Origin of the sequence: Flavobacterium sp., from assembly GCF_035299245.1 — a bacterium.
GTDB lineage: Bacteria > Bacteroidota > Bacteroidia > Flavobacteriales > Flavobacteriaceae > Flavobacterium.
On sequence record NZ_DATGWY010000016.1, the window covers coordinates 130,093 to 145,931 of the forward strand.

At 37.6% G+C, this 15,839-nt stretch carries 12 protein-coding genes; 2 read left to right on the forward strand and 10 right to left on the reverse strand.

Annotated features, from left to right (window positions below; all coding sequences use genetic code 11):
• Positions 1-109 precede the first annotated feature (109 nt).
• Complete coding sequence (locus tag VK161_RS11920) at positions 110-4,696, reverse strand: reprolysin-like metallopeptidase (RefSeq protein ID WP_324215008.1); 4,587 nt, start codon at positions 4,694-4,696, stop codon at positions 110-112.
• Positions 4,697-4,970: 274 nt separating this feature from the next.
• On the opposite strand from VK161_RS11920, the gene VK161_RS11925 reads away from it, so the two are divergent.
• Complete coding sequence (locus VK161_RS11925; protein ID WP_324215009.1) at positions 4,971-5,663, forward strand: Bax inhibitor-1 family protein; 693 nt, start codon at positions 4,971-4,973, stop codon at positions 5,661-5,663.
• A gap of 91 nt (positions 5,664-5,754) precedes the next feature.
• Positions 5,755-6,378 (forward strand): matrixin family metalloprotease, encoded by a 624-nt coding sequence (locus VK161_RS11930; protein WP_324215010.1) that lies wholly within the window; start codon positions 5,755-5,757, stop codon positions 6,376-6,378.
• Between the two features lie 215 nt (positions 6,379-6,593).
• Here VK161_RS11930 and VK161_RS11935 read toward each other — a convergent pair whose 3' ends face one another.
• The 9 genes from VK161_RS11935 to VK161_RS11975 form a co-directional block, all read right to left on the reverse strand.
• Positions 6,594-6,836 carry a 4a-hydroxytetrahydrobiopterin dehydratase gene (locus VK161_RS11935; protein WP_324215011.1) on the reverse strand — a complete coding sequence of 81 codons (243 nt, stop codon included), beginning with the start codon at positions 6,834-6,836 and terminating at the stop codon, positions 6,594-6,596.
• A gap of 138 nt (positions 6,837-6,974) precedes the next feature.
• Positions 6,975-7,727: an Asp/Glu racemase gene (locus VK161_RS11940; RefSeq protein WP_324215012.1), complete on the reverse strand. Its 753-nt coding sequence runs from the start codon at positions 7,725-7,727 to the stop codon at positions 6,975-6,977.
• Between the two features lie 195 nt (positions 7,728-7,922).
• The gene (locus VK161_RS11945; protein ID WP_324215013.1) at positions 7,923-8,837 is read right to left on the reverse strand and encodes a fumarylacetoacetate hydrolase family protein; all 915 of its coding nucleotides are present in this window, start codon (positions 8,835-8,837) and stop codon (positions 7,923-7,925) included.
• A 57-nt stretch (positions 8,838-8,894) separates the two neighbouring features.
• Positions 8,895-10,004: a cupin domain-containing protein gene (locus tag VK161_RS11950; protein WP_324215014.1), complete on the reverse strand. Its 1,110-nt coding sequence runs from the start codon at positions 10,002-10,004 to the stop codon at positions 8,895-8,897.
• A gap of 57 nt (positions 10,005-10,061) precedes the next feature.
• Positions 10,062-11,042: a carbon-nitrogen hydrolase family protein gene (locus VK161_RS11955; RefSeq protein WP_324215015.1), complete on the reverse strand. Its 981-nt coding sequence runs from the start codon at positions 11,040-11,042 to the stop codon at positions 10,062-10,064.
• Between the two features lie 73 nt (positions 11,043-11,115).
• Positions 11,116-11,550, reverse strand: coding sequence for a thioesterase family protein (locus tag VK161_RS11960; RefSeq protein ID WP_324215016.1), 435 nt, complete (start codon positions 11,548-11,550; stop codon positions 11,116-11,118).
• Between the two features lie 141 nt (positions 11,551-11,691).
• Positions 11,692-13,272 carry an FMN-binding glutamate synthase family protein gene (locus VK161_RS11965; protein WP_324215017.1) on the reverse strand — a complete coding sequence of 527 codons (1,581 nt, stop codon included), beginning with the start codon at positions 13,270-13,272 and terminating at the stop codon, positions 11,692-11,694.
• Between the two features lie 58 nt (positions 13,273-13,330).
• On the reverse strand, positions 13,331-14,920 hold the full coding sequence (locus VK161_RS11970) for an AMP-binding protein (protein ID WP_324215018.1): 1,590 nt from the start codon (positions 14,918-14,920) through the stop codon (positions 13,331-13,333).
• Between the two features lie 40 nt (positions 14,921-14,960).
• The gene (locus tag VK161_RS11975; RefSeq protein ID WP_324215019.1) at positions 14,961-15,815 is read right to left on the reverse strand and encodes an alpha/beta fold hydrolase; all 855 of its coding nucleotides are present in this window, start codon (positions 15,813-15,815) and stop codon (positions 14,961-14,963) included.
• Between the last annotated feature and the right edge of the window lie 24 nt (positions 15,816-15,839).

The following is a 15,839-nucleotide window of genomic DNA, read 5'->3' on the forward strand; positions in this document are numbered from 1 at the left end:
TTTTATTTTGATTTTTCTTTTCTGTAGTAGATGTTATAACCATTTGATTTATATAGTGATAAGCTTCAAAAAAAAGCCTTCAGTTTTTAAGTTGAAGGCTTTCGTTTTTTTAATAAATAATTTTCTTGGTGACTTTCTGACCACTTTCCAGTTCGATATCAATCAGCAAGGCTTGGTTTGGAGCGTTTAAATTCGGAATCACAAAATTCATCGAATTGATTTCCTCTGAAGCGAACAACAGTCGACCTAGTGTGTCATATACTTTAATTTTTGAAAGTTCTTCAACACTCGATTTTACATTAATGATTTCATTTTCGGCATAAGCGATTACTGAGTTTTCAATTGCTGAAACGCTTGGAGTAGTAAGCGTGCTTTCAAAAATGATTTCAAAACGAGATGCAAAAACGCCAATATCAGAAACAAAAGTATAAGGGTCAACAGTCAATTCATGTACCGTTTGAAGCGCATTATCTCTTAAATAAACAACTTGATTTCCACCTTCAAATAAGCCATCTACATGATCGAGAGCAATGGTAAATGTTCCCGCTTGATCGGTTTCAAAATTCAACGGAAATACATCAGTAGTCACAAACGGTAACTCGTTTAACTGAATGGTATATTCATCGTTGTTAAAAGTGGATGTCAATGAAACAGCACTGTCATTCACATATCTTCCGTCAATTCCGTAATCATAACCATCGGTTGCATCCGTCATGTAACCTACCATAAACTGACTGAATAAATCGGCATCATTAGTAATATTGACCCAAATTCGACTTCTTTCAATGTCTGTAGTACTTCTGAAAAACTGATTTTGGTTGTTGCCAACACGTTGAGAATTGATGAAACTGGCTGTTGGACTCGGAACATTTCGTGCTTCTACAATGAATCCTTGTCCCACTTGTATGATTCCATTCGGAGTAGGGCTTGAAGGCGATGTAGTTGTTGCTCCACCCAAAGTGTAAGTGGCATAAGCTGTTCCCGGTGCATTATTAATTTTTCTCCAGAAATAAATGGTTCCGAAAATATCCGATAAGTTATCCGTAATAAAATCATCTGCATTCAAAGTAGATGGATACGGATTTCCAATCATATTAAAACTTTGCCCTGCGCCAATGTAAGTCAAATTTACATCTACATTACCATTGTTTAGATTGCCTAAAAACTGTCCGTTCCAAATGGTTGGAGTAGTTGGATGGTTGTCGGGCATTCGAATCAAATAACCACTTCCTAAACCAAATGTTTGTGTAACTGGGTTAGCAACAGCATTGTACAAGTTAGTGGTTGTATTGTAATTGTAAAAACGATTATTTAATGTGTTTGGTGAAAATTGCTTCAAGGTTTGTGTTCCTGTTACCGGCGAAGACCAAATGGTATAATCCAAACGACGCAATGGATTACTGTTTCTAAATACAGTAGCGTTTGCCGAATTAGCAACATTTTGGTTTTGGACTAAGTTGGCATTGTTTTGAATAGTTAAACTCGCAGTTGGAGCAACATTCACCACACCATCGATAAAAAAGTTATTCCCAGAAGAAATAATGACTTGCGATGTTCCTGTCACACTTAATGAACATGCATGAACATCTTCTAACGAAGTATAATTACCATTAATTGTAGCTGCGACATTATCTAAAGGTTTTCCATTACTCCACGTAGTTCCGTTCCAAGTTGTGGAAATTTGGCCACAAGTAATCGGTACATTGGGTACATTACAAATATTTAAACTCCAAGCAGTTAGTGAACCGCCATCGCCAGTAGCAATATCGTTGATGCGCAACGTCCAAACTCCTTGTGAATTTTGACCGTTCAAAGCCGATAATAATTGTGTAGGTCGAATGGTTCCTGAAATTGCTGGATTGGTGCCACAAACTAAAGTGACACCCGAATCATCAAAAGTAGCATTGATGTTATCATTATCGGCGCATTGAGCATTTACTAGTTGAATTTGCGTTCCTGATGGACTGATTAATGTAAGAATCAAATCTTCAGTCCATGTATGAGTAAGTTGCACCGAAACATTGATGTCAGAAATCGAAACATTACTTCCTGCAGGAACAGTAAGAGTGGAATTAACAGTTGGTGTTCCTGTTCCAGAGATTGCTAAAGGTACATTAGTTGAGGAAAAACTAGTACATGCTTGTTGTCCAGTTGTAAATCGAAAAGGCAAACTGTACGTTCCCAAACAAGAGGTGTTTCGAGGTAAAACCCTCCAAAAATAATTGGTCAATTGCGACAAGCCTGTGACAAGATAACTATTAGTAGCTACAGTCGCACTTTGAATTATAGTTGAAAAATCTTCATTAGTGGCAATTTGCACATCATATAAAGTTGCCGATGGATCATTTGCCCATGATAATGTAACGTTAGTTGCTTGAGCATACGCTAAATTTGCAGGCGATGTCAATGACATAGTGGCAAACGACGAATTCAATAAATTAAGATAAAGGTTTACTGTTCGCGTTGTTGCACCTGAGGTTCCCGTCACTACTATAGTATAAAATCCAGGTGTTGCTGTTGTTGTGTTGCTTATGGTGAGAGAAACCAATCCGCTCGTACTAGTAGAAGATGGAGTGAAAGTAGCTGTAGTTCCACCAGGATTTCCTGTTACAGTAAAAGAGGTTGTTCCGGAGAAACCAGTTAATGCAGTGTAATTTAAATCAAAAGATACTGATGAACCCTGACATACTTCTTTGTTTTGTCCGTTTTCAATTCCAGAAAAAGCCAAGGCAAAACTTGATGGAGGAGCAGTTATAGAGAAATTTGCATTGGAAACATCATAAAAGATATGATTATTTCCGATGACCATAATCCGATTGGTTGTTCCAACAGTATTCGGAATTGTAACCACTTCAGAGCCATCATTCGGTACATTACTGGCCAAAAGAGTGGGGAAAGTCAGTCCGCCATCAGTAGAAAGAAAAATATTGATATTGGCACAGTTGATTCCGTTGGCAGTTGTTCCTGCCACATCCCAAGTAACAGTTTGATTGGTTCCCGCAACATAGGAAACAGCAGTATTTGGGCTCGTAACTAAAAATGGTCCCACACTAGCAACAGTAATAACGGTATCATCTCTGCCTGTCTGACCACCATTTGGAGTTCGATTATCTCTTACCGTTAAAGCAAAATTCATAGTTCGGGCTACATTTGGAACTACTTCCCACGTTGGAGATAAATTTCCTGCGACAACACTTGCCAATGGAGGCATGTATCGATCTGGAGAAGTACTTGGTGGATTGGATCTAAAATTAGGTCCGCCAGTTGAAGTATTAACTGGAGGTTGAGTAGAAACTTCAGTATTGGTTTGTTCCCAACAATACGTCAATGCGTCATTATTAGCGTCAGTTGCACTTCCTTTTAGTATAAATGCTGTTCCTCTTGGAATAGTATAATTTGGACCGGCATTGGTTACAGGAGCAAAGTTGCCATTTGCAACCGTTACTGCGCATGTTCCGCCTGTACCCAAAATAAAGTTTGTCATCTCTGTGATACTCACACCATGAAAATGATCATCAGAGTTGCTTTGAACATTCGGTGCGCAAATTCCGGCGTATCCCATAATTGTACTAGCACTTCCGGGTTCAACAGCAGTTCCTGCATTTCGATTGCAAGCATTATTTTGTGTATGATTGGCTCCCCATTGATGACCCATTTCGTGAGCAACGTAATCAATATCATAAGGATCACCAACTGGAGCAGCTGAACCTGTTATTCCACGCGCTTTGTTGGCGGTACATGGAGAAAATAATTGTGCTAAACCACCGCCGCCAGTACTAACGGTATGACCAATATCATAATTGGCTGCACCAATAGTGGCATCAATGACCGTTTGACTTTGATTGATTAATGTATTCGCATTGGTATTGTTGAACGAGTCAGAAGTTATGAAAATAATCAGATCATTATTGGCAATGAGATTCATACGAAGTGACATATCAATTTCAAAAACTCCGTTTACGCGAGTCATTGTTACTACCATTGCGGCTAAAACGGCGGCTTTCTTTTGAGCTAATGTTCCAGCGTTCAATCCAGCAGCATTTACATGATAGGCAGCATATTCAATAGTGCACGCCATTGCTAAACGATACGTTCTGAAATTTCCATCATTAACCATTACCGAAGGATTGAGCGAATTGGTATCACCAATACGTTGAATGTCTTCGTCGCTTTCCACTTCACAAGTAAAGGTTCGAGATGCAGAAATATCTTTTTTGCGATACACAATGTAATTCGATAAATCTTTAGTATAAGTATCGATGTAATGTGTTCCTGAATCGCTATTGAACGACATTAAATGCAAACCAAATAGTGTTACACTAAAACGAATGGTTTCGGCAGAATTAGTGATGTTTCTTCCAGAATACGATTTGATATCAGGAAATTTAGCAGCCAATCCTTCTTCCATAACGGGAGCTTCATAAACACGATATTGAATCAGTTCACCTTTTGGGTTTGGGAAAGTTACAATTACTGTTGATTCAATGTTTTGTGAATCCAAAGGAGCATTCGCTAATTCGGTTTTTAATGCATTAAGATCAAGTGAGAAAAGTCTAAATTCTCTCGGTGTGGAAGCGCGTTCCATTTTAATGGCGGAACGCAGTTTTTCATCGGTTGTTGGTTTCCATAAATCATTTTGCGCATACGAATTGGCAAAAAGCAAGACCATGAACAGGAGTTGTAGTTTGTTTTTCATAAGAAGTAGGTTAATTGTCTTACCAAAGATAAAAAAATAATCGATTTTTCCTAATTATTAACATTCAAAAATTAACCTGACTTTATTCATAATGAATTAATTAATACTGTAAAACATGGACTTTTGAGAAATATGAATAGTTAACGGATTGTTCAAAAAAACATATTAATCTTACAAATTTAAATTTAAATCTGGAAGAGTATTTTTTGAATATTCGTGATGATTTTGTAAAAAAAAAATAATTAACTTTCACAACAATTTAAAACTTCATTCTATGGAAAATCAAAACGTCTTAGTTTCAAGCGCATCAGAGGTACAAAAAGCAGCTTTTTACAGAAAAACGTATTCACATGTTGCATTAGCTCTTTTGGCTTTTATTGTGGTTGAAGCCATTTTAATCAATGTAGTGCCTTATGATGTAATCGCCTGGATGTTGGGTGGAAAATACGTTTGGCTATTTATTTTAGGGCTATTTTGGTTAGGATCAACGATGTCAAACAAATTAGTTTTTCATCCTTCGCAAAACCAACAGTATTTAGGTTTGGGATTGTATATTTTATTAGAGGCAATTATATTTTTACCAATGATAGTTATTGCGCTATCATTTGTTGATGGACCGAATATGTTGTATCAGGCTGCAATCATAACTTTATTTATGTTTTCGGGATTAACTGCGGTAGTCTTTTTCACTAAAACGGACTTTTCTTTTTTAAGAACTGTTGTAGTAGTTGGTGGTTTTATAGCATTGGGAATTATTGTTGTTGGTGCTATTTTCGGTTTTGACTTAGGATTATGGTTTTCAGTAGGTATGGTGATTTTAGCATCCGCAAGTATTTTGTACCAAACAAGCCAGATTAAAGATCAATTTCACACTGGTCAGTACGTAGGAGCAGCTTTACAGCTATTTGCTTCTATTATGCTATTATTCTGGTATATTTTAAGAATATTAATGAGCAGAAGAGATTAGTATTTTCTTTTATAAAATAGTAAAAAAGAGTCCAATTAGGGCTCTTTTTTTATGGTATAATTGTTGGTGAATAATGGGAAACTATTTTGCAATGAAATTCTATTATTTAGTGTTTGCCTTTATCCTTATTTCTTGCTCTAAATCAAAAGAAATAAACCCAACGACAGTTGTTGCACTTCAACCTTACAAAGGTTTCCCAACTGAGAAAATAGACACTATAAGTAAGACCATTAGTGAGTTCTATCGTGTTAAAGTTGTAATTCTTCCTGCTATTAATGTCCCAAAATCAGCTTTTATTAACATCAAATCGCCACGTTATCGGGCCGATAGCATTATCCGAATTCAAAATAGAAACCGACCCGATTCTATTGATTTTATTGTGGGTTTGACAGAAAAAGATATTTCAATTACTAAAAAAGAGACCGATGGTACCATCAAAAAACCGGAATGGAAGTACAATGATTTTGGTGTAATGGGATTGGCGTATCAACCGGGTAAAAGCGCTATAATTTCGTCATTTCGACTAAAAACCAATGATTCTAAGTTGCATTTCACTCGCCTTAAAAAAGTAACTATCCACGAATTCGGACATAATTTAGGATTACCGCATTGCCCAAATTCACATTGTGTCATGACCAGCGCCAACGAAAAGATTTCAACTATTGATACCGAAAAAATGGAACTGTGTACTGATTGTAAATCAAAGTTACTTTGATCTGACTATTTTATAAAGCACCAATGCGGTAAAAAATACTGGTACAAAACCTATTACATACCAACCCATATTTTTTGTTATTAATACAACCACAGCCATTAACGAAAGAAATCCCAGAATCATATACACTCCTTTTAGAACGTTCTTTTCATAATAACCATCTACAAGATAGAATAGTAGAGGCGAAATGGTAATCAATAACAAAATAAGACTCATCAGTAATTATTGTAGCATGATGTTATAAATTTAGCAAGTTGATGATCCAATTCGGTAATTTGATTTTTATCATGAGTGAATAAAGTAAACTCAACTTTTGAACATTGAAACACTCTATAATCTGGATGATGATTTACAGAATCGGCGTATTTTGCCACTTTCAATAGAAATTCAGCTAATTGGGTTTGAGTGTCGAATTGGTAAAGCTGTACTAGCTTTCCGTCGACAATTTTCCACTCCACAATTATAGTATTTTTTTCACCAAATAATACACAACAATAAATACGATAATCGTTCCGAAACAACCAAACTTGGTTTTTTTAGCAGCAAAAAAGGCTGCAAAGAAGGCAATAATGTTTTTCATAGCATTGAAAATTTAGTTAATAGTTCCCGTTTAATAATTCACCACCAATAGCCGATTTTGCTTCGATATTGAGTTTTTTCATCATTTCATAAGTGGTACAAACTGCCGCAGAAGTAACTGGAATTCCACATTCTTTTTGAATCAAATCAATGGCTTCCAAAGATGGCATTTGAACACAAGCCGAAGCTACTAAAACATCCACATCCGTCAAATCCAGTTGTTTGTATATTTCCAACAAATTCATCGGATTTTGAGCCGCCACTTCTAAGTTATCCGGAATTTCCAAAGCGATACTTTCTTTTACTTTAATTCCTTGATGTTCAATATAATCAACTACCATATCAGTAAGCGGACGCATATACGGAGTGATAATTGATATTTGTTTGGCGCCCAAAACCTTTAAACCGTTAATCAAAGCACCCGCCGAAGTTACAATTGGAGTGGGAAAGTCGTTGGCCACCGTTTCTTGATGCAAATTGACTTCCGAAACACAATGATAACCGCGTCCCATAGACATAATTGCCACTAAACACGCATAACCCATTACATCAACGTGAGCATCAGATAATTCTTGAGCGCATTTCAAACTCATCGCATCCATCGCTTCGAGTTCTTCTTTGGTCACTTTTTTCATTCGCATTCTACTGCTGTGAAAAGTAAATCGCTCGGGAAGAATGGTTTCTCGAGCTTTAAAAATTGCGGGTATTTCGGTTTCCATCGTCACATTCGATGACGGAACTATTTGGCCTATTCTGTATTTTTTGTTCATTTTGTTTCAAGTTTAAAATTCCAAGTTGAAGTAGGAACTTAATTATTTGGGCGTTTCCTGTTTGCTTCGTACCTCGCAATGACAGGTCGGGCTTTCCGTTACAATCTGTTATTGCGAAGAACGAAGCAATCTAAAGAGGCTATTTCGTAACGCAATAACAGGATTTCCACTATAATCCCTAACGCAATTAGTAGTTTACCTAGAAATCTCCTTTACTGTATTCACAATCGTTCCAATTCCTTCCACAGTAGCTTCCATAACATCACCATCGTACAACCATTCTTGCGGATCACGACCAGCACCAACGCCGGCTGGAGTTCCGGTTGCAATAATATCACCTGGTTCTAATGTGAAAACAATACTCAAATCTTCTATCAAATCATTGATGTTGAATAATAAGAATTTGGTATTTGAATTTTGCTTTTCAACTCCGTTTACTTTTAATGATAGGTTTAAGTTGTGCGGATTTTCAATTTCGTCTTTGGTCACTAAAATCGGACCCATTGGCGCAAAGGTATCTTGTCCTTTGGAAACGATCCATTGGCCTTCACGGCGGCAATCACGTGCAGAAATATCATTAATTACGGTGTATCCAAAAACATAATCCAAAGCCTCTGATTTCGGAACGTATTTCCCTTTTTTACCAATGACAACCGCTAATTCTACTTCCCAATCCAATTGCGAAGTAAGTTGAGTGTTTTTAATCACTTCAGTATTCGTAGCTGTAACCGTTGTGGGTGGCTTTGAAAAAATAATGGGTTTTTGAGGTAATTTTCCAGTTGTGTCTAATGTACGAGCGCTTTCGGCAACGTGCTCAGTATAATTCAGTCCAATTCCGATGATGTTTTTACGCGGTTTCGGAATAGGAGCGAGGAACGTTACTTCGTTCATTTCGTAGGCAATTTCTTCAAAGAAAGACGGCTCCGTTTCGGCTATCATATCGTTGAGCTCTTCTACGATTTCAATTCCCATATCAATCAAATCCAACATATTATCAGGCAAAGGAAAATTGGATATTTCACCAAAATCTTCCATATCAATCACTTGATTGTTGTGGATGAATCCGAGTCGTGGTTCTGTATCGGCTGTTGTGTAAGTAAGTAGTTTCATGTTTATTTCTCGCAAAGGCGCAAAGACGCCAAGTTATAAGTCTATTCTATATGTTCTTTATTCTATTTTCTGATGTCCGTTGTTTTCTAAATATTCTCTTCCTTGATATAATCCTAAGCCTTCAATTACAGGCAAATCATTAAAATTGAACAAACACGCATCTTCAGTTTCTGATGCATTGTGATGTTCGTGCCACGCCCATGATGGAACACAGAAAATATCGCGCTCTTTCCAGTCGTATCGTTTTCCATTGATGATTGAATATCCTTTTCCTTTAGCACATTGGTATACAAATGAACCCGTATGCTTGTGTGCTTTTCCTTTGAAACCGGCAGGCAATAATTGCATCGCTGCACCCATAGTTTGCATTACGTGTCCGCCAGTCAACGGATTCGAATAATTCATGAAAATTCCGTCAAACGGATTAATGTCGTTTACTTTTTGTGCTTCTAACAAAGCTGGATACACTTTTGACCACGAAAATTTAAATAAAGGAGAATACGGTTTGTCCCACGATTTGTCGGCTGGTATCAATCCGGCGCAACCAAAAGTGATGGGCGATTGATTTAATGGCGCAACTAAAGGCTGTTTTCCGTCGTAAACTGCATAATCATTGGCTTCCAAAGCATTTACCAACGGAATATCCAAACCATCCTGCCAAATACAGGTTTTTCCGCCTTCTTCTACGCCGTGTTCGTGCCAAGTCGAATTAGGAGTAATGACAAAATCGTTGACTTCCAACATGATTTTGTTGCCATCAACAACAGTATAACCTTTGTCGCCTTCCATGATGAAACGTAATGCAGATGCGCGATGACGATGCGCAGAAGTACTCTCGCCCGGGCGAGTGACTTGAATTCCGGTGTACAACCAACCCACGGCAGCCGAAACGTCTTTGCGTTTGTCATTAACTAAATAAACAACGCGTCTACCTGCTTGTTCTGGAGTAACTAATTCGGATGATTTGAGCACTAATTCACGTAAATCATCGTATTTCCATAACATAGGAACAGATGAGCTTCTCGGTTCCCATGGTTCTATATCGTTGGCTACTGTCCACAATGCACCGGCGCCAAGAGTTTCTAATTCTTTATAATAGGCTTCAAGTTCGGGTGTGTCTTGAACTCGTGCGCGACCGATAACGTCGTCTGAATGTTTTGTTTCCATATTATTATGTTTTAACCCTCGAAGGGTTTCAAACCCTTCGAGGGTTAAGTTTATAATTTATCTTTTATTAAAGTCTTCATGATTGTCAATGAATGTAATTTTACGAGTTGGAGCTGTATTCACTCGTAAGTCAAATATATCAAATCGATTGTAATGTCCGAGTATATCGTGCATTTGTTTCGGTTGGATGCATTTTTCCAAATCGATATCGGCATAAATCATTCCTTCATCATCTATTAAGGGTTGACCGATTACAGCTCCATTCGGACCAATAAATCCGGAAAAAGCGGCATCTTTTCGTTGGGCCAATTCTTCAATTTGTGGTGCTTCTGGTTTTAAAATATCCACAATTTCTTTGGAGATAGTGGAACACGAAACAATCGTAAATAATTTTCCTTCAAAAGAATGTGCTGCTGCGCGAATTTTAATGGCTTCTGCCATGTTGTATTCGGGTGGAGCAGTAGGCAACGAAATGTAGTTGGCTATGTGAATCAATTCGCCTTGAGATAGTAGAGTGAATCGTGCCAAAGTATTGGTGTTTTCTCCACATGCCAAGGTTCCAATTGGACCAATTTCAGTGTTATACACTTTCAAAGACGAGCCATCGCCCGAAGTCCAGGTTAGTTTTTCGGCCCACGTTGGAACTAATTTTCGGTGTTTTCCAATTAATTTTCCGTGATTATCAATGATTAAATTGGTATTGTAAATTTCGCCATAACTGTCGCCACGTTCGTTAATTCCGATGACAATATGAATGTTGTGATCTTTGGCCGCTTGGTATAACGGTTGCATGGAAGCATCGGTAACGGCAACTGAGTTTTTATACAATTCTTCGTACCATTTACTTCCTTGAACTGGAGTTAGTACCCAATTCCAATACGGATAACCCGCAACAAATACCTCAGGGAAAGCGATGAGTTGCGCACCGTTTTGACTGGCTTCTTTGATGAATGAAATGGCTTTTTCAATCGTTTTTTCTACGTTGAGAAAAACTGGTGAGGTTTGAACGGTTGCGGCTTTGAATTTTTTAAACTCCATTTTATTATTTTTGAAACGCGGATGAAACGGATTGCTTTGCAAACACGGATAACCGCAGATTTTGATTGATTTTCTACTTCGTACTTAGTATTTCGTACTTCATAATTTTACTTTTCATTTCTTCTGAGAAAGGCTCGGCTTTGATGCTTTTACGATCTTCTTGAATTTTTACATTGACCAAAGTGACTTCGCCTTCTAGTACTGTAGTATCGTTTTGGTTGGCGAACTTAAATCCGCAGATAATAGAAGATGTTTTCAGTTGGTTTACCCAAAGTTGTTTGGTTAGTATTTCGCCAATTCGGGCGGCATTTTTGAATTGTACTTTTAAATCCACTGTCGGAATTCCGTTGGTTTCGTGCATTTTAGAAAAAGGTCGTTCTAACGCTTCTTCAAACCAATCTTCTACTAAATCATTGAGCATTTCGAGGAAACGCGGATAGAATACGATTCCAGCATAATCAATGTGTTTGAAACGGATTTTTTCTTGTTTGGTAAAAGGTTGATTCATATTTCTATTGTAAGTCGCGATTTTGTCACTAAGTTTAAATTATAGTCCTATTTAAATTCTATGTTCTAGCCCCGATAGTAGCGATATCCTTTTGTGGCGGTGTTCGCCGCGAAAGATATAGCGAATAGCGGGAAATAGCTCCTAAAACTTCTCCACACTAGCTTTTCTCCAAAAGTACAAAAATTCTTTGGGAACTGTACTTTCGTAAAGCAAACATCCGGTTTCTAATTCGGGAAATATCTCGGCATAGGTTTCTACTTTGTTTCGGTCAATACGCGTGGTTACAGCGTCTCGCGTTACATCATCTGGGTGCGCTAAACCTGCGGAAGCCATTAAATCCATGGCACTTTTGACTGTTTCGTGTTGAAAACGCGCTACACGAACGCTTTTTTCTTCTGGAACTAATCCTTTCATCAAGTGAGGATTTTGAGTAGCTACTCCGGTTGGACACGTATTATTATGACATTCCAATGCCTGAATACAGCCCAAAGCGAACATCATTCCGCGAGCCGAATTACACAAATCAGCACCCAACGAAAGCGTGCGAACAATATCAAAGCCTGAAATCACTTTTCCGCTCGCTATGATTTTGATTTGATCTTTGAGTCCGAAGCCATTTAAAGCATCATACACAAAGGCAATAGCATCGCGCAAAGGCATTCCAACGTGATCGGAATATTCTTGTGGCGCTGCGCCAGTTCCGCCTTCACCGCCATCAACAGTGATGAAATCCAAATAGGTTTTGGTTTCGACCATGGCTTTGCAAATGGAAAGGAATTCTGATTTATTTCCGATGCAAATCTTAATTCCGATGGGTTTTCCACCCGAACCTTTACGCAATAATTGTACAAAATCCATTAATTCTAACGGATTGGTAAAGGCTGAATGTGTTGGTGGTGATAAAATGTCTTTTCCTTTGGATACTAGACGAATAGCAGCAATTTCGTCGGTTACTTTTTCTTTTGGTAATATTCCGCCGTGACCGGGTTTGGCACCTTGAGAGAACTTAATTTCAATCATTTTGACGTTGTCTAAAGTCGCTCTTTTGACGAATTCGTCGTAATTGAATTTTCCGTCATCAGTACGGCAACTGAAATATCCTGTTCCGATGTTCCATACTACATCGCCACCTTGCAAATGATAGGGCGACAAACCACCTTCGCCAGTATTGTGGTAAAATCCTCCTTGTTTGGCTCCATTGTTTAATGCAATAATCGCATTTTTACTCAACGAACCAAAACTCATTGCGCTGATGTTGAACAAACTCGCTTCATAAGGTTTAGTACATTGAGAAGAACCAACTTTAATTCTCGGATTGGGATTGACTTGTGAAAACAGAATGGCACGAATACTGTGATTGATCCATTCGTAACCGTCTTCATAAACGTCTAATTGTGTTCCGAAAGGCATCGAATCACTTTGTTTTTTGCTTCTTTGGTACACCAAACTGCGTTGCAAACGGTTGAAAGGTTTTCCATCGGTATCGGTTTCGATGAAATATTGACGCATTTCCGGACCTAATGATTCTAGTAAATAGCGCATTCTTCCTAAAAGTGGGAAATTTCTGCGAATGGTTTTTTGGGATTGGTACATATCGTACAAACCCATTAGGATTAAGGGGATGAATATCAATAGGAGGAAAGCGAATTTCCAATTGATGTAGATTAGTATTCCGGTTAAGGAAAGCAGTGTGAAACTAATGACTAAGAATGCTTTTCTCATTATAATTGCTAAATAATTTTAGTAAAACCTAACAGGTTTTTGAAACCTGTTAGGAATATTATTTCAATTTAAATCGTTGGATTTTACCAGTTTCTGTTTTAGGTAGATTTTCTGTAAAATAAATAACGCGCGGATATTTATACGGTGCAGCTACTTCTTTGAACCAGTGTTGGATACGGTTTTTCATTGCGTCGGTTGCTTTAGATTGATTTTTAAGAACAATATGAGCACAAACTAACATTCCGCGTTCTTCATCGGGTAGACCAACCACAGCACATTCTAAGATGTCTTCGTGTGTAAGTAAAACACTTTCTACTTCAATCGCTGCTATGTTGTATCCAGCCGAAATAATCATATCGTCACCTCGAGCTACAAACCAAAAATAGCCGTCATCATCTTGACGGAAAATATCACCTGTAATATTCCAACCCTTTTCTACGTATTCTTTTTGTTTTTCAATTCGATTTAAATATTTACAGCCCGTTATTCCTCGTACTGCTAATCGTCCAGCTTCGTTTCTAGGCAATTCATTTCCTTGACTATCAATGATTTTTGCTTCGTAGCCTGTAATTGCTACTCCAGTTGCACCGGGTTTCATATTATCTTTATTGGATGAAATAAAAATATGCAGCATTTCAGTTGCGCCAATTCCGTCTATTATTTTTAAACCTGTCGCATCGTACCAATCTTGCCAGACTTTTAAAGGCAAGGTTTCGCCGGCTGAGACACAATTGCGCAAACTAGAAATATCAAACTCGTTGACTTTCGTAGTGATGATGCGCCAAGCAGTTGGAGCAGTGAAGCAGGTTGTGATTTTGTGCTCTTGTATGGCTTTTAATAATAAATCGGGACTTGGTTTTTCTATTAAAAATGTGGAAGCACCAAAATACATTGGAAACAAAACCAATCCACCTAAACCAAAAGTGAAACCAATAGGCGGACTTCCAGTGAAAATGTCATCAGGAGTTGGTTGGAGCGAATACTGTGGGAAACATTCACAGATGTTTAAAATATCTTTATGGAAATGAGAGGTCATTTTGGGTAAACCTGTAGTTCCTGAGGTAAAACCTATTAAGGCAACCGAATCCGATTTAGAATGGTAATTATCAAAAGTTTTGGATTTGGATTGCATCAGATTTTCCAACTGTGAATTGCCATAAAAACATGTTTGCTTTAAAAATGGTGATTTCACTAAATGCATTTCTTCTTCCAACTCTTTATCGCACAAAGCATGTGAAATTTCGGCACAATCAATTATTGTAGTTAATTCTTTTGACCGCAGTAACGGCATGGTCGCTACTACAATTCCGCCTGCTTTTAAAATAGCGTACCAACACGCGACCATCATTGGATTATTAGCGGAGCGAATGAGTACACGATTACCTGATTTCAAGCCTAAATCATCTACTAAAACATGAGCAATTTGATTGGCTTTTTCATACAAGTCATGATACGTCCAAGTTTCTTCAAAGGTGCGAATGCAAATGCTATTTCCGCTACCATTTTCAACGTGATAATCCAACAATCGGTGAACACAATTTAGCATTTCTGGATGTTGAAATTGCGGTAAATCATGAAAAATATAGTTTGGTTGCAAGTCTAAACTTGGCAAATTATCATGAGCAAAAGAATCGTCGTAGTGTTTCATTTTTAAGTTACTAAGTGGCTGAGTAACTGAGTTGCTGAGCCTAATTATTTAAAAATATATTTATCGAATTAAAATACAGTTCGTTTGCATCTAACCAGCCGTAATGACCACAATTTTCAATTAGGATTAATTTTGAATTTGGAAAAGCAGTGGCGATTTCCTGAGCTGTTTCAACTGAAATGATGTCGTTTTTTCCTTGTAAAACTAATGCTGGTTGTCTGAAATTACTGAATAAAGAAGAACAGTCAAAGTTGATTTTTTGCAGATTTTCAATAACGAGCGAATTGACAGTAAAATTTATTTGTGTCAAACGTTGTGCTATTACATCCGAATTGGATTTGTCAAAAACATAAGCTTTTGCCAAAAACTGAGCTCTTTTTGTAATGGTTTCTTTTGAGTTATCACCTGCGTCTCTTTTTCTTTGGTAAAAGTTTAAACTGTCTCTTTCAGATTTCGTAAGGTTTTTATTCAGTCTTTCTTGAAGGTATAAAGTGAATTTCATATTAACACCGCCCGATGAAGAAAAAATTAATTTGTCTATAGTTTCTGGATGTTTTGTAGCGTAATAGGTTGCCATGATTCCACCAAAAGAGTGTCCTAAAATGGTCCATTTTTCAATTTTTAAATGACGACGAAGGTTTTCGATGTCTTCGGTCATTAAATCCATAGTTATGTTTTTGTTATTGGGGTTTTCTACTGTCGATTTACCTGTACCACGCTGGTCGTAAATGATGGTTTGAAAATTCATTTTGGCTAATTCTTGCGCAACATAAGCAAAACCGTCACTGTTCATTCCGGGTCCGCCATTAATAATTAAAATAGGTTTACCCGAACCAAAAGTGGTGTAATTCAATTTGGAATTCCCGCTGACAATTGTTTCGCTATTTTGTGCCATTCCCAAATAATTAAAAAAAACGAG

What these genes read in the sequence shown, in the direction of transcription:
- VK161_RS11970 (WP_324215018.1), bottom strand. Translation starts at nt 14,920, where the DNA reads ATGAAACACTACGACGATTCTTTTGCTCATGATAATTTGCCAAGTTTA.
- VK161_RS11965 (WP_324215017.1), bottom strand. Translation starts at nt 13,272, where the DNA reads ATGAGAAAAGCATTCTTAGTCATTAGTTTCACACTGCTTTCCTTAACC.
- VK161_RS11950 (WP_324215014.1), bottom strand. Translation starts at nt 10,004, where the DNA reads ATGGAAACAAAACATTCAGACGACGTTATCGGTCGCGCACGAGTTCAA.
- VK161_RS11940 (WP_324215012.1), bottom strand. Translation starts at nt 7,727, where the DNA reads ATGAACAAAAAATACAGAATAGGCCAAATAGTTCCGTCATCGAATGTG.
- VK161_RS11925 (WP_324215009.1), top strand. Translation starts at nt 4,971, where the DNA reads ATGGAAAATCAAAACGTCTTAGTTTCAAGCGCATCAGAGGTACAAAAA.
- VK161_RS11975 (WP_324215019.1), bottom strand. Translation starts at nt 15,815, where the DNA reads ATGGCACAAAATAGCGAAACAATTGTCAGCGGGAATTCCAAATTGAAT.
- VK161_RS11960 (WP_324215016.1), bottom strand. Translation starts at nt 11,550, where the DNA reads ATGAATCAACCTTTTACCAAACAAGAAAAAATCCGTTTCAAACACATT.
- VK161_RS11955 (WP_324215015.1), bottom strand. Translation starts at nt 11,042, where the DNA reads ATGGAGTTTAAAAAATTCAAAGCCGCAACCGTTCAAACCTCACCAGTT.
- VK161_RS11930 (WP_324215010.1), top strand. Translation starts at nt 5,755, where the DNA reads ATGAAATTCTATTATTTAGTGTTTGCCTTTATCCTTATTTCTTGCTCT.
- VK161_RS11945 (WP_324215013.1), bottom strand. Translation starts at nt 8,837, where the DNA reads ATGAAACTACTTACTTACACAACAGCCGATACAGAACCACGACTCGGA.
- VK161_RS11920 (WP_324215008.1), bottom strand. Translation starts at nt 4,696, where the DNA reads ATGAAAAACAAACTACAACTCCTGTTCATGGTCTTGCTTTTTGCCAAT.